Origin of the sequence: Bacillus subtilis subsp. subtilis str. 168, from assembly GCF_000009045.1 — a bacterium.
Classification (GTDB): Bacteria; Bacillota; Bacilli; order Bacillales; family Bacillaceae; genus Bacillus; species Bacillus subtilis.
In genome coordinates this window covers 2,852,633-2,866,641 of sequence record NC_000964.3, presented here as the reverse complement: position 1 = coordinate 2,866,641, position 14,009 = coordinate 2,852,633, and the positions used below count along the sequence as shown (strand labels likewise).

General features: G+C 43.6%; 18 protein-coding genes and 1 other RNA gene. 18 read left to right on the top strand and 1 reads right to left on the bottom strand.

Going from position 1 to position 14,009, the window contains the following annotated elements; genetic code table 11:
* Positions 1-37: 37 nt before the first annotated feature.
* From folC to rpmA, 16 genes are all read left to right on the top strand, one after another.
* Positions 38-1,330, top strand: coding sequence for a folyl-polyglutamate synthase (gene folC, locus BSU_28080; RefSeq protein ID NP_390686.1), 1,293 nt, complete (start codon positions 38-40; stop codon positions 1,328-1,330).
* A gap of 139 nt (positions 1,331-1,469) precedes the next feature.
* Positions 1,470-2,216, top strand: a complete 747-nt coding sequence (comC, locus tag BSU_28070) for a membrane prepilin peptidase (RefSeq protein NP_390685.2) — start codon at positions 1,470-1,472, stop codon at positions 2,214-2,216.
* A 133-nt stretch (positions 2,217-2,349) separates the two neighbouring features.
* On the top strand, positions 2,350-3,348 hold the full coding sequence (gene spoIIB, locus BSU_28060; protein ID NP_390684.1) for a spatial and temporal regulator of the dissolution of septal peptidoglycan during engulfment (stage II sporulation): 999 nt from the start codon (positions 2,350-2,352) through the stop codon (positions 3,346-3,348).
* A 152-nt stretch (positions 3,349-3,500) separates the two neighbouring features.
* Positions 3,501-4,070: a nucleoside triphosphate pyrophosphatase; septum formation DNA-binding protein (multicopy associated filamentation) gene (gene maf, locus BSU_28050; protein ID NP_390683.1), complete on the top strand. Its 570-nt coding sequence runs from the start codon at positions 3,501-3,503 to the stop codon at positions 4,068-4,070.
* A gap of 36 nt (positions 4,071-4,106) precedes the next feature.
* Positions 4,107-4,802: a conserved nucleotide-related metabolism protein gene (ysxA, locus tag BSU_28040; protein NP_390682.1), complete on the top strand. Its 696-nt coding sequence runs from the start codon at positions 4,107-4,109 to the stop codon at positions 4,800-4,802.
* 91 nt (positions 4,803-4,893) lie between these two features.
* On the top strand, positions 4,894-5,907 hold the full coding sequence (gene mreB / locus BSU_28030) for a cell-shape determining protein (protein NP_390681.2): 1,014 nt from the start codon (positions 4,894-4,896) through the stop codon (positions 5,905-5,907).
* A gap of 30 nt (positions 5,908-5,937) precedes the next feature.
* Positions 5,938-6,810, top strand: a complete 873-nt coding sequence (gene mreC / locus BSU_28020; protein ID NP_390680.2) for a cell-shape determining protein — start codon at positions 5,938-5,940, stop codon at positions 6,808-6,810.
* Complete coding sequence (mreD, locus tag BSU_28010) at positions 6,807-7,325, top strand: cell-shape determining protein (RefSeq protein NP_390679.1); 519 nt, start codon at positions 6,807-6,809, stop codon at positions 7,323-7,325. The genes mreC and mreD overlap by 4 nt, the downstream gene beginning before the upstream one ends.
* Positions 7,326-7,377: 52 nt before the next feature.
* Positions 7,378-8,058: a cell-division regulator (septum placement) gene (gene minC, locus BSU_28000; protein ID NP_390678.1), complete on the top strand. Its 681-nt coding sequence runs from the start codon at positions 7,378-7,380 to the stop codon at positions 8,056-8,058.
* 1 nt (position 8,059) lies between these two features.
* Positions 8,060-8,866 (top strand): ATPase activator of MinC, encoded by an 807-nt coding sequence (gene minD / locus BSU_27990; protein ID NP_390677.1) that lies wholly within the window; start codon positions 8,060-8,062, stop codon positions 8,864-8,866.
* A 149-nt stretch (positions 8,867-9,015) separates the two neighbouring features.
* Positions 9,016-9,810 carry a regulator of SpoIVFB (stage IV sporulation) gene (gene spoIVFA / locus BSU_27980; protein NP_390676.1) on the top strand — a complete coding sequence of 265 codons (795 nt, stop codon included), beginning with the start codon at positions 9,016-9,018 and terminating at the stop codon, positions 9,808-9,810.
* The gene (gene spoIVFB / locus BSU_27970) at positions 9,803-10,669 is read left to right on the top strand and encodes a membrane metalloprotease [proteolysis of pro-sigma(K)] (RefSeq protein NP_390675.1); all 867 of its coding nucleotides are present in this window, start codon (positions 9,803-9,805) and stop codon (positions 10,667-10,669) included. Before spoIVFA ends, spoIVFB begins: the two co-directional genes overlap by 8 nt.
* A gap of 57 nt (positions 10,670-10,726) precedes the next feature.
* An RNA gene (ldlU, locus tag BSU_misc_RNA_43) (ribosomal protein L21 leader mRNA sequence) lies at positions 10,727-10,802 on the top strand.
* Between the two features lie 13 nt (positions 10,803-10,815).
* Complete coding sequence (gene rplU, locus BSU_27960; protein ID NP_390674.1) at positions 10,816-11,124, top strand: ribosomal protein L21 (BL20); 309 nt, start codon at positions 10,816-10,818, stop codon at positions 11,122-11,124.
* A 2-nt stretch (positions 11,125-11,126) separates the two neighbouring features.
* Positions 11,127-11,465 carry a ribosomal protein L27 specific N-terminal end cysteine protease gene (gene rppA / locus BSU_27950; protein NP_390673.2) on the top strand — a complete coding sequence of 113 codons (339 nt, stop codon included), beginning with the start codon at positions 11,127-11,129 and terminating at the stop codon, positions 11,463-11,465.
* Between the two features lie 12 nt (positions 11,466-11,477).
* The gene (gene rpmA, locus BSU_27940) at positions 11,478-11,762 is read left to right on the top strand and encodes a ribosomal protein L27 (BL24) (RefSeq protein ID NP_390672.1); all 285 of its coding nucleotides are present in this window, start codon (positions 11,478-11,480) and stop codon (positions 11,760-11,762) included.
* 120 nt (positions 11,763-11,882) lie between these two features.
* Here rpmA and BSU_27935 read toward each other — a convergent pair whose 3' ends face one another.
* Complete coding sequence (locus tag BSU_27935) at positions 11,883-12,005, bottom strand: hypothetical protein (RefSeq protein YP_009513993.1); 123 nt, start codon at positions 12,003-12,005, stop codon at positions 11,883-11,885.
* Positions 12,006-12,082: 77 nt separating this feature from the next.
* Between BSU_27935 and spo0B the strand changes: the two genes are divergently transcribed.
* Both spo0B and obgE read left to right on the top strand, forming a co-directional pair.
* A complete protein-coding gene (spo0B, locus tag BSU_27930) occupies positions 12,083-12,661 on the top strand; it encodes a sporulation initiation phosphotransferase (RefSeq protein NP_390671.1) in 579 nt (192 codons plus the stop codon).
* 33 nt (positions 12,662-12,694) lie between these two features.
* On the top strand, positions 12,695-13,981 hold the full coding sequence (gene obgE / locus BSU_27920) for a ppGpp-binding GTPase involved in cell portioning, DNA repair and ribosome assembly (protein NP_390670.1): 1,287 nt from the start codon (positions 12,695-12,697) through the stop codon (positions 13,979-13,981).
* Positions 13,982-14,009: the final 28 nt, after the last annotated feature.

The following is a 14,009-nucleotide window of genomic DNA, read 5'->3' as shown; positions in this document are numbered from 1 at the left end:
GAGAAACCGCCTTGTCTTATAAAAGAGGGGATTATCATTGTTTACTGCATATCAAGATGCGCGCAGCTGGATTCACGGGAGGCTGAAATTCGGGGTGAAGCCCGGACTTGGTCGAATGAAACAGCTGATGGCGCGGTTAGGACATCCTGAAAAAAAAATCCGAGCGTTCCACGTCGCAGGAACAAACGGTAAAGGATCAACTGTCGCTTTTATCCGTTCTATGCTGCAGGAAGCCGGATATACGGTTGGAACATTTACATCGCCTTATATTATTACGTTTAATGAACGGATCAGCGTAAACGGGATACCGATTTCAGATGAGGAATGGACAGCACTCGTCAATCAAATGAAACCGCACGTTGAAGCCCTTGATCAAACGGAATACGGACAGCCGACAGAATTTGAAATTATGACAGCTTGTGCATTTTTATATTTTGCAGAGTTTCATAAGGTCGATTTTGTTATTTTTGAAACAGGTCTGGGCGGTAGATTCGATTCTACTAATGTGGTTGAACCGCTCTTAACTGTGATTACAAGCATCGGACACGATCATATGAACATTTTGGGAAACACCATTGAAGAAATTGCAGGAGAAAAGGCCGGCATTATTAAAGAAGGTATTCCAATCGTTACAGCAGTTACCCAGCCGGAAGCTTTACAGGTCATCCGCCATGAAGCCGAACGGCATGCTGCGCCGTTCCAGTCATTGCATGATGCATGTGTTATTTTCAATGAAGAGGCTCTGCCTGCAGGAGAACAGTTTTCATTCAAAACGGAAGAGAAATGCTATGAAGATATTCGGACATCTCTGATTGGCACCCATCAAAGACAAAATGCTGCTTTGTCCATTTTGGCTGCGGAGTGGCTCAATAAGGAGAATATCGCCCATATCAGTGACGAAGCGTTAAGGAGCGGGCTTGTGAAGGCTGCTTGGCCGGGACGGTTAGAGCTTGTTCAGGAACATCCTCCGGTATATTTAGACGGTGCGCATAACGAAGAAGGTGTTGAAAAGCTGGCGGAAACGATGAAGCAGCGTTTCGCCAATTCACGCATTTCTGTGGTGTTTAGCGCGTTAAAGGACAAACCGTATCAGAACATGATTAAAAGACTGGAAACCATTGCTCATGCGATTCATTTTGCTTCTTTTGATTTCCCGCGTGCTTCCCTTGCAAAAGATCTCTATGATGCAAGTGAAATCAGCAATAAAAGCTGGAGTGAAGATCCAGACGATGTAATCAAATTCATAGAAAGTAAAAAGGGCTCAAATGAAATTGTGCTGATTACCGGATCTCTTTACTTTATTTCTGACATTCGAAAAAGGTTGAAATAAAAGCATCCGGCTCCGGCAGAATCAAAAAAAGATTCTGCCGTTTTTTTCATGTGTAAAATTGAATATTCCCAATTGGAGCTCAGGATGTCCATTTTGCTACAATCCATACCAGAACTCAATGAGTAAAGGTGTGTTGTCTATGCTATCCATTCTTTTTATCTTCGGGCTTATCCTTGGTTCTTTTTACTATACGGCCGGGTGCCGTATCCCCTTACATCTATCTATTATTGCGCCCCGTTCATCATGCCCGTTTTGCCGGCGAACATTAACTCCTGCAGAATTAATTCCCATCCTGTCATTCCTATTTCAAAAAGGTAAATGTAAAAGCTGCGGGCATAGGATTTCTTTTATGTATCCCGCAGCAGAGCTTGTGACAGCGTGTTTATTTGCCGCCGCAGGAATACGCTTTGGCATATCGCTGGAACTGTTTCCCGCTGTGGTGTTTATCTCTCTTCTCATTATTGTTGCAGTGACAGATATTCATTTTATGCTGATTCCAAATCGAATATTGATTTTCTTTCTTCCCTTTTTGGCGGCCGCGAGATTGATTTCTCCGCTTGATTCCTGGTATGCAGGCCTGTTAGGTGCGGCAGCCGGATTTTTGTTTCTGGCTGTAATTGCCGCAATCACCCATGGGGGAGTAGGGGGAGGAGATATTAAATTATTTGCGGTGATTGGCTTTGTGCTTGGTGTGAAAATGCTGGCAGCTGCCTTTTTCTTTTCAGTTTTGATAGGTGCATTATATGGAGCGGCAGCTGTTCTGACTGGTAGACTCGCTAAAAGGCAGCCGCTTCCCTTCGCCCCCGCTATAGCCGCAGGGAGCATTTTAGCCTATTTATACGGTGACTCTATCATTTCTTTTTATATCAAAATGGCATTGGGCTGACTGCTGAAAAATTTGACGAACGTTTTTTGGACAAGGCGACAAAAGTCTTGTTCTTTTTTTCTTTGCCTGTGCTAAAGTGTGTAGCATGAAAAGCCGACAAGAACGGTCAAGCAAATGAAGGGAGGAAGCGGAATTGAAAAAAAGAAAGAATAAAAAAAACAGTAAAGCCGCAGAAAAAGCCCTCAAGGTGACGATTAATGGAAAAGAAGAGACGGTTTACGAACAAGAGACGCCTGAGACAGAGGCGAATAAAAGCATGACATTTTCAAATTGGGAGGAAAAAAGACAGGCAGAACAAGAGGTTGCGGCATCCCAGGAACACCCTGATGAAGATGAATTCAATTGGGATTCCGAGGAGGACAAGGTGTTTAAAGAGGACCCTAAAGTTGTTCCTCCTTTTCAAAAGAAAAAAACAAAGCTTTACGCAAAAGGAAAGACCGGGGCTGCCAAACCGGTAAAAAGAGTGGCCGCGACGATTGCCTTCGCGGCTGTCATTGGCACTGGATTAGGGTTATTCGCGTTAAACATATCGGGGAATAAAGAAGCGTCAGCACCGGCCTCTTTAGAGGATTCTTTAGGCAGCCAAACGGCAAAAGCAGGGGATACTTCTGCTGATAAACAAACCTCAGGCGCAGAAAAACAAGCGGCACAAACTGAAGGTACATACAAAACATACGCTGTGCAAGCCGGAAAATTTTCAAATGAAAAGGGCGCCGAAACGTTAACAGAACAATTGACCGAAAAAGGATATTCCGCCGTGTCACTGTCAAAGGATGACGGGTATACGTATGTTATTGCAGGCTTAGCAAGTGAAAAGGAGGTCTCACAGCAGTTAGGACAGGTTTTAATCGACAGTGATTTTGAAGCCTGGGGAGGCAAGGAGCTTTCCTTATCAATAGAGTCAGATATGACAGATTCTTTTAAGGAAACAGCGGAGCTTGCAGCAAAGGCGATTCTCGACGAAGACATTACAAAAGCGAGTGTAGAGAAAATAGAAAAGTCGCTTGGTGAAACAAAAGCGTCAGAAACAGGAGAGAAAAAAGCGATTTTGCAGGCTTTAAAGGAATTAGAGGATCCAAGTGCTGAAGCCGGGTGGAAGGCTCAGCAGGAGCTGTTAGCCGTCGTAAAATAAGAGATAGTGCCCTGAGCCTTCGTCCTTTAGTGACAGGCTTTTTTTATTTTGTCATGAAAAAGTTATTTTTCTGAAATTGTGACAAGCCTCGTGATTTGGTAGGATAAACGAGTATCTTTTTTTCTTAAGCAAACCCTGAAAGGATGACGAACATGACAAAACCGCTAATACTTGCATCACAATCTCCGCGCAGGAAAGAACTCCTCGATCTTCTCCAGCTGCCCTACTCCATTATTGTCAGTGAAGTAGAAGAAAAATTAAATCGAAACTTTTCACCAGAAGAAAACGTCCAATGGTTGGCAAAACAAAAAGCTAAGGCTGTAGCTGATCTCCACCCGCATGCAATCGTTATCGGTGCTGATACAATGGTATGCCTTGACGGCGAATGTCTTGGCAAACCGCAGGATCAAGAAGAAGCTGCTTCTATGCTGCGGAGGCTTTCAGGCCGAAGTCACTCAGTAATAACCGCGGTCAGCATTCAAGCTGAAAATCACAGCGAGACTTTTTATGATAAGACAGAAGTTGCGTTTTGGTCCCTCAGTGAAGAAGAGATTTGGACATATATTGAAACAAAAGAGCCGATGGATAAAGCAGGTGCATACGGCATCCAAGGAAGAGGCGCGCTTTTTGTAAAGAAAATAGACGGAGATTATTATTCAGTCATGGGCCTTCCTATATCAAAAACAATGAGAGCTCTTCGCCATTTTGATATAAGGGCATGACGGTTCTATAAACGGGAAGGGAAAGAAAAGGAGTGCTTGGTCATACACGATCTGCCATTAAAACTCAAAGATTTCCCAATGAAAGAAAAGCCAAGGGAACGGCTCCTGAAAGTCGGAGCCGAGAACTTAGCGAATCATGAACTTTTGGCTATATTATTGCGGACAGGGACTAAACACGAATCTGTTTTGGACCTGTCAAACCGGCTGCTGCGCTCATTTGACGGGCTGCGCCTGCTCAAGGAAGCATCGGTTGAAGAGCTGTCAAGCATCCCGGGAATCGGTATGGTAAAAGCGATTCAAATACTGGCAGCAGTTGAGCTTGGAAGCCGGATTCATAAATTAGCCAACGAAGAACATTTCGTTATTCGCTCCCCGGAAGACGGCGCTAATCTTGTCATGGAGGATATGCGCTTTTTAACCCAGGAGCATTTTGTCTGTTTATACTTAAATACAAAAAATCAAGTCATCCATAAACGCACCGTATTTATCGGAAGCCTGAATTCATCTATTGTCCACCCGCGAGAGGTGTTTAAAGAAGCGTTTAAACGATCTGCCGCTTCCTTTATCTGTGTTCATAATCATCCTTCTGGAGATCCGACGCCGAGCAGGGAAGATATTGAAGTGACAAGACGGCTGTTTGAATGCGGAAACCTGATTGGCATCGAGCTGCTTGACCATTTGGTGATCGGGGATAAAAAATTTGTGAGTTTAAAGGAAAAAGGATATTTGTAACACTTTTTTTTTCGTCGAATTAAGCTATAATAGAGTTTATGAGTTTTTCCCTTTAGGGTATTTTTGCTTTAAGAAAGGAAGATACATACATATGTTTGGAATTGGTGCTAGAGACCTTGGTATAGATCTTGGAACTGCGAATACGCTTGTTTTTGTAAAAGGAAAAGGAATTGTTGTGAGAGAGCCGTCAGTTGTCGCTTTGCAGACGGATACGAAATCGATTGTCGCTGTCGGAAATGATGCGAAAAATATGATTGGACGGACACCGGGCAACGTGGTGGCTCTTCGCCCGATGAAAGACGGCGTTATCGCTGATTATGAAACAACGGCGACGATGATGAAATATTACATCAATCAGGCCATAAAAAATAAAGGCATGTTTGCCAGAAAACCATATGTAATGGTATGTGTCCCATCAGGCATTACAGCTGTTGAAGAACGCGCTGTTATCGATGCGACAAGACAGGCGGGAGCGCGTGACGCGTATCCGATTGAAGAGCCTTTTGCCGCAGCAATCGGAGCCAATCTGCCAGTTTGGGAACCGACTGGAAGCATGGTTGTTGATATCGGGGGCGGTACGACAGAAGTTGCGATTATTTCCCTCGGAGGCATCGTAACGTCTCAGTCAATCCGTGTAGCCGGTGATGAGATGGATGACGCGATTATCAACTACATCAGAAAAACGTACAATCTGATGATCGGTGACCGTACGGCTGAAGCGATTAAAATGGAAATCGGATCTGCAGAAGCTCCTGAAGAATCCGACAACATGGAAATCCGCGGCCGCGATTTGCTCACAGGTTTGCCGAAAACAATTGAAATTACAGGAAAAGAGATTTCTAACGCTCTACGCGACACTGTATCTACAATTGTCGAAGCAGTGAAGAGCACACTCGAAAAAACACCGCCTGAGCTTGCAGCAGATATCATGGACAGAGGTATAGTGTTAACCGGCGGCGGAGCGCTTTTGCGCAATTTGGACAAAGTCATCAGCGAAGAAACAAAAATGCCGGTCCTTATCGCCGAAGATCCGCTTGATTGTGTAGCGATCGGAACAGGGAAAGCACTGGAGCACATCCATCTTTTCAAAGGGAAAACTAGATAATCGGGAGTTCAATAGAAGAGGTGTAACACGATGCCGAATAAGCGGTTAATGCTATTACTTCTGTGTATTATCATATTGGTGGCTATGATTGGATTTTCGCTGAAGGGCGGCCGCAATACCACCTGGCCTGAGAAAGTGATCGGCGATACGACGGGAGTATTTCAAAATATTTTTCATACGCCTGCCGAATTTTTTGCAGGAATATTTGAGAACATCAATGATTTAAAAAACACATACAAAGAAAACGAGCGTCTAAGAGAAAAACTTGACGGACAGACACAATATGAAGCCAAGCTTCAAGAGCTTGAAGAAGAAAACAAATCCTTGCGTGACGAGCTTGGCCATGTCAAATCGATTAAAGATTACAAGCCGATTTTAGCAACGGTCATCGCCAGAAGCCCTGATAATTGGGCGAAACAGGTCACCATTAACAAGGGGACTCAGCAAAACGTAGCGAAAGATATGGCCGTTACAAACGAAAAAGGCGCATTAATCGGCAAGATCAAAAGCTCCGGACTTAACAATTTTACGTCTGCTGTTCAGCTTTTAAGCGATACTGACCGCAATAACAGAGTCGCGACAAAAATTTCCGGAAAAAAAGGCAGCAAAGGCTACGGCTTGATCGAAGGATATGACAAAGAGAAAAAACGTCTTAAGATGACAATTATTGAGCGTAAGGATAAACAAGACGTGAAAAAAGGCGATCTTATTGAAACATCAGGGACAGGCGGTGTTTTCCCAGAAGGGCTGACAATCGGTGAAGTGACTGATATCGAGTCAGATTCCTATGGATTAACGAAGGTTGCTTATGTAAAACCTGCGGCTGACCTTACAGATTTAAATAATGTGATCGTTGTTAACCGTGACGTGCCGACTGTCGATACAGAGGAGGAAGGATCGTGAAACGTTTCCTTCTCCCTTTCGTTATGATGCTTGTTTTTTCTGCGGAAAGCATTTTTACAGATTTGGTGCATTTTCCTTTCGTTACAGATGACCAAGTGCTCGCCCCGCGTTTTTTGATGCTTGTATTGATATTCATGTCGGCTTTTATCAACCAAAAACACGCGATGATTTACGGATTTATTTTTGGCTTTCTATATGACATGAACTATACAAGTCTATTAGGCGTTTACATGTTTGGTTTTGCAGGGCTATGCTATTTGGCTTCAAAAGCGTTTAAAGTGTTGCATACAAACGCATTTGTAGTGATATTGATAGCAGTTCTGGCTGTCTGTCTGCTCGAATTTTACGTATTCGGCATTCAGTCTTTGATTCATAAAGACATTATGACGTTTAACGGATTTGTGCTTGACCGGTTTATACCGACAATTTTATTAAATATTGCAGCAGCTCTTATTCTTGTTCTGCCATTTAGATTGTTTTTTATGAGTCTAAAGAAAGAATTGAGAGATGAGTAAAAAGGATTTTATCTTTTTTTGACGAAATGAGTATGTTGTTGAGGTGAATATTGTGAAGACCAAAAAGCAGCAATATGTAACAATAAAAGGAACAAAGAATGGACTAACATTGCATCTGGATGATGCGTGTTCTTTTGATGAGCTTCTCGATGGTCTTCAGAATATGCTGTCAATTGAACAATATACCGATGGAAAAGGCCAGAAAATCAGCGTTCATGTTAAGCTGGGAAATCGCTTTTTATATAAGGAGCAAGAGGAACAGCTAACCGAATTGATTGCGTCAAAGAAAGATTTGTTTGTTCATTCTATTGACAGTGAAGTCATTACTAAAAAAGAAGCACAGCAGATAAGAGAGGAAGCCGAAATTATTTCTGTTTCAAAAATTGTCCGTTCAGGCCAAGTGCTGCAGGTAAAAGGCGACTTGCTCCTGATCGGTGACGTGAATCCCGGCGGAACAGTCAGGGCCGGAGGGAACATTTTTGTTCTGGGCTCACTGAAAGGAATTGCGCATGCTGGATTCAATGGAAATAATCAAGCGGTCATCGCCGCCTCTGAAATGCTTCCGACACAATTAAGAATCAATCATGTGTTAAATCGCTCCCCAGACCACATTCAAAAAGGGAACGAAATGGAATGTGCTTATTTAGATACAGACGGAAATATGGTCATTGAACGCCTTCAACATTTGGCTCATTTAAGACCTGATCTAACAAGGCTTGAGGGAGGAATGTGAATTGGGTGAGGCTATCGTAATAACTTCGGGAAAAGGCGGAGTAGGTAAGACAACAACATCTGCGAACCTCGGTACCGCCTTAGCCATTTTAGGGAAGCGCGTATGCTTAGTAGATACTGATATAGGACTGCGCAACCTTGATGTTGTAATGGGTCTTGAAAATAGAATTATTTACGATCTGGTAGACGTTGTAGAGGGCAGATGCAAAATGCATCAGGCGCTCGTAAAAGACAAACGTTTCGATGATCTGCTCTATTTAATGCCCGCTGCTCAAACGAGCGATAAGACAGCTGTTGCTCCTGAACAAATTAAAAACATGGTCCAAGAGCTCAAACAGGAATTTGACTATGTCATCATAGACTGTCCTGCCGGAATCGAGCAAGGGTACAAAAATGCCGTTTCCGGAGCTGATAAAGCGATTGTGGTCACTACGCCTGAAATCTCAGCTGTTCGTGATGCTGACCGTATTATAGGACTGCTGGAGCAAGAGGAAAATATTGAACCGCCGCGGCTCGTTGTTAACAGAATCAGAAATCACCTGATGAAAAACGGTGACACGATGGATATCGACGAAATCGTACAGCATCTGTCGATCGATTTGCTCGGAATCGTGGCTGATGATGATGAAGTCATTAAAGCTTCCAATCATGGCGAACCGATTGCGATGGACCCTAAAAACCGCGCTTCCATTGCATATCGCAATATTGCCCGCCGCATCTTAGGTGAATCTGTTCCTTTACAGGTGCTTGAAGAGCAAAACAAAGGAATGATGGCTAAGATTAAGTCATTTTTCGGAGTAAGATCTTAATGTGATAGAATCAAAGAGAAGAATCTGACAAAGCATATGCTGTGTCAGGTTTTTTTTGTTTTTGCCTGCTTTGTTCTTGACTAAACCGAATATTTGCCATGGACAAGACATATGATGTACAAACCCAACGAATGCAAAGGATGATGGCAATGAGTCACAGAGCAGATGAAATCAGAAAACGATTAGAGAAAAGAAGAAAGCAGCTTTCCGGCTCAAAACGTTTCTCTACTCAGACAGTTTCTGAAAAGCAGAAACCCCCGTCCTGGGTGATGGTAACGGATCAGGAAAAGCATGGAACACTTCCGGTCTACGAAGATAACATGCCAACATTCAACGGAAAACACCCATTGGTGAAAACAGATTCAATTATCCTGAAATGTCTTCTGTCGGCCTGCCTTGTTCTCGTTTCAGCTATAGCCTATAAAACAAACATTGGACCCGTCAGTCAGATTAAACCCGCCGTAGCCAAAACCTTTGAAACTGAATTTCAATTTGCTTCAGCAAGCCATTGGTTCGAAACCAAATTCGGAAATCCGCTTGCTTTCCTGGCTCCTGAACACAAAAATAAGGAACAGCAGATTGAAGTAGGCAAAGATCTGATCGCGCCTGCATCCGGGAAAGTACAGCAGGATTTTCAGGACAATGGGGAAGGAATTAAAGTCGAAACAAGCAGTGATAAGATTGATAGCGTAAAAGAAGGCTATGTGGTTGAAGTCAGCAAAGACAGCCAAACGGGACTGACGGTTAAGGTGCAGCATGCTGACAACACCTATAGTATCTATGGCGAGCTCAAAGATGTGGATGTTGCTTTATATGATTTTGTGGATAAAGGCAAAAAGCTCGGTTCGATTAAGCTTGATGATCATAATAAAGGGGTCTATTATTTTGCCATGAAAGACGGCGATAAATTTATTGATCCGATTCAGGTGATTTCATTTGAATAAATGGCTCGACCTTATCTTAAAGATCCATGTGCATCCTTTTCTTTGGATTATTGCGGCGCTGGGCTTGCTCACAGGCCATATGAAAGCATTATTATGTCTGCTCCTGATTGTATTGATTCATGAGCTGGGGCATGCTGCTCTGGCTGTGTTTTTTTCTTGGAGAATCAAGCGTGTTTTTTTGCTGCCGTTTGGCGGAACGGTCGAAGTGGAAGAGCACGGGAATCGGCCGTTAAAGGAAGAGTTTGCGGTCATTATTGCCGGACCTCTTCAGCACATCTGGCTTCAGTTTGCCGCCTGGATGCTTGCAGAAGTCTCAGTGATTCATCAGCATACCTTTGAACTCTTCACCTTTTATAATCTTTCTATCTTATTTGTCAATTTACTGCCGATCTGGCCGCTGGATGGAGGAAAACTGTTATTTTTGTTGTTTTCCAAACAGCTGCCTTTTCAAAAGGCTCACCGGCTTAATCTAAAAACGTCGCTCTGCTTCTGCCTGCTGCTCGGGTGCTGGGTTTTATTCGTGATTCCTCTGCAAATCAGCGCATGGGTTTTGTTTGTCTTTCTGGCTGTTTCCTTGTTTGAGGAATATCGGCAAAGGCACTATATCCATGTGAGATTTCTCCTCGAAAGGTATTACGGAAAAAACAGGGAGCTTGAGAAACTTCTGCCGCTGACAGTAAAGGCGGAGGATAAAGTCTATCATGTGATGGCCGAGTTCAAACGTGGCTGTAAGCATCCGATTATTATAGAAAAATCAGGCCAAAAGCTCAGCCAGCTTGACGAGAATGAAGTGCTGCACGCTTACTTTGCCGATAAGCGGACGAATTCTTCCATGGAGGAACTGCTTCTGCCCTACTAAAACTGATTGACAAACGCCTTGTATTTTGGTATATTTTTTAATGTTATGGATGTAGCACCATTGCTACAACCGCTCAGTACAGGTGTTAAGAGCTTTTACAGCCCCCTGGTATCTGGCGAGTCTTAGTCTAATAGGAGGTGCAGAGAATGTACGCAATCATTAAAACAGGCGGTAAACAAATCAAAGTTGAAGAAGGCCAAACTGTTTACATCGAAAAACTTGCTGCTGAAGCAGGTGAAACAGTTACTTTTGAAGACGTTTTGTTTGTTGGCGGAGACAACGTGAAAGTCGGCAACCCTACAGTTGAAGGCGCAACAGTAACGGCTAAAGTTGAAAAACAAGGCCGCGCGAAAAAAATCACTGTTTTCAGATACAAACCAAAGAAAAACGTTCATAAAAAACAAGGTCATCGTCAGCCTTACACTAAAGTGACGATCGAAAAAATCAACGCGTAAGCATGATTCAGGCAACAATCAGAAGGTCTCATGATAAAGGCATATTGTCTTTTGAAATGACGGGCCATGCGAATTTTGCTGAACATGGACAAGATCTTGTTTGTGCCGGAGTGACAGCCGTTGTGTTTGGGGCCGTTAACGCGGTCATTGTGCTCGCGGGCTTCGAGCCGCTTCTTGATATAGGAGAGGACGGGGGTTATTTTTATTTTGAATTCCCTGAATCTCTTGATCCAGAGGCACGCCAAAAAGCTCAGCTGCTGATTGAAGGCATGATTGTTTCGCTGGAGACAATCGAACGGGATTACAAAGACAACTTGCGTGTGACCACAAACATAATATAGGAGGTGAGCTACATGCTTAGATTAGATCTTCAGTTTTTCGCTTCTAAAAAAGGAGTAGGTTCTACAAAGAACGGACGTGACTCTGAGGCTAAACGTTTAGGTGCTAAACGTGCTGACGGTCAATTCGTAACAGGCGGTTCTATCCTTTACCGTCAACGCGGAACAAAAATTTACCCAGGTGAAAACGTGGGCCGCGGCGGAGATGACACTCTATTTGCGAAAATCGACGGAACTGTTAAATTCGAACGTTTCGGCCGTGACCGCAAAAAAGTGAGCGTATATCCTGTAGCTCAATAATGATTCAAAAAACTCCGGTCGATGATGACTGGAGTTTTTTTTGCAATATGCGGAGTAAACACCTAGAATGAAATGCAGAGTATGTGCGAGCAGACCCCGCCAAGAATGAGAATAAACATCTCAAACCCACTGGATATGTTCCCCAAGCAGTAATACATAAAATGTTCTGCCTGGCTGCAAATCAACCAAAGCCAGAAAAAAGGAACATGATATTTCTGGGAAAAACAATTGTTTTTCTAACAAAGCCTTCTCTGTTATAATTCATAATACACACTTATACAGACTCCTAAATAAGAAATTAAATGATTGGGAGTGCGAAAATGAAGGATGTTTCAAAAAATCAAGAAGAAAATATAAGCGACACGGCATTAACAAACGAACTGATTCATCTGCTTGGCCATTCCCGGCATGATTGGATGAATAAGCTGCAGCTGATTAAAGGAAACTTAAGCTTACAGAAGTATGACCGTGTCTTTGAAATGATTGAAGAAATGGTTATAGACGCAAAGCACGAATCAAAGCTCTCAAACCTGAAAACACCGCATTTGGCGTTTGATTTTCTTACGTTTAATTGGAAAACCCATTATATGACGCTTGAATATGAAGTTCTCGGAGAAATTAAGGATTTGTCGGCTTATGATCAAAAGCTGGCGAAACTGATGAGAAAGCTGTTTCATCTGTTTGATCAAGCAGTCAGCAGAGAGAGTGAAAATCATTTAACGGTTTCGCTTCAAACGGATCATCCTGACAGACAGCTGATTCTGTACCTTGATTTTCACGGCGCCTTTGCCGATCCATCTGCTTTTGATGATATTCGGCAGAATGGATATGAGGACGTTGATATCATGCGTTTTGAAATCACGAGTCACGAATGTCTGATTGAAATTGGGTTGGACTAGCGGAGTTTTTAACGGTTTAGAACGGAGGACATTATGTTTGTAGATCAGGTCAAAGTATATGTAAAAGGCGGCGACGGCGGCAACGGTATGGTTGCGTTTCGCCGTGAAAAATATGTGCCGAAAGGCGGCCCTGCCGGCGGTGACGGAGGAAAGGGAGGAGACGTCGTTTTTGAAGTAGATGAAGGTCTCCGCACCCTGATGGATTTTAGATACAAAAAACACTTTAAAGCGATTCGCGGCGAGCATGGCATGTCCAAAAACCAGCACGGGCGAAATGCTGATGATATGGTCATTAAAGTTCCGCCGGGCACCGTTGTGACAGACGATGATACAAAACAGGTCATCGCTGATTTAACAGAGCACGGACAGCGGGCTGTCATTGCAAGAGGCGGAAGAGGCGGAAGAGGAAATAGCCGCTTTGCTACACCGGCTAATCCCGCGCCTCAGCTTTCAGAAAACGGCGAGCCGGGAAAAGAACGCTACATTGTTCTTGAATTAAAAGTGCTTGCAGATGTCGGACTTGTCGGGTTCCCGAGTGTGGGAAAATCTACTTTGCTGTCTGTTGTCTCATCTGCAAAACCGAAAATTGCGGACTATCACTTTACAACGCTTGTCCCGAATCTCGGCATGGTTGAAACGGATGACGGACGCAGCTTTGTCATGGCTGATTTGCCAGGGCTGATTGAAGGCGCACACCAAGGCGTCGGACTGGGCCACCAGTTTTTGCGCCATATTGAACGGACGAGGGTTATTGTTCATGTCATTGACATGTCAGGCTTAGAAGGCCGTGATCCATATGATGATTATCTTACGATTAACCAGGAGCTGAGCGAGTACAATCTGCGTCTCACTGAGCGTCCGCAAATTATCGTTGCAAATAAAATGGACATGCCGGAGGCTGCGGAAAATCTCGAAGCCTTTAAAGAAAAGCTGACGGATGATTATCCGGTATTCCCGATCAGTGCGGTGACAAGAGAAGGTCTGCGTGAGCTTCTGTTTGAGGTTGCCAATCAGCTTGAGAACACACCGGAATTCCCGCTGTATGACGAGGAAGAGCTTACACAAAACCGTGTCATGTACACGATGGAAAATGAAGAAGTGCCATTTAACATTACACGCGATCCAGACGGTGTATTTGTGCTTTCAGGAGACAGCCTTGAGCGGTTATTCAAGATGACTGATTTCTCACGTGATGAATCGGTTAAACGGTTTGCAAGACAGATGCGCGGAATGGGTGTTGATGAAGCACTCAGAGAACGCGGAGCCAAGGATGGAGATATAATCAGGCTTCTGGAATTTGAATTTGAATTTATTGATTAATCAATGTTGGCTGAAAAGAGAGCCTGGT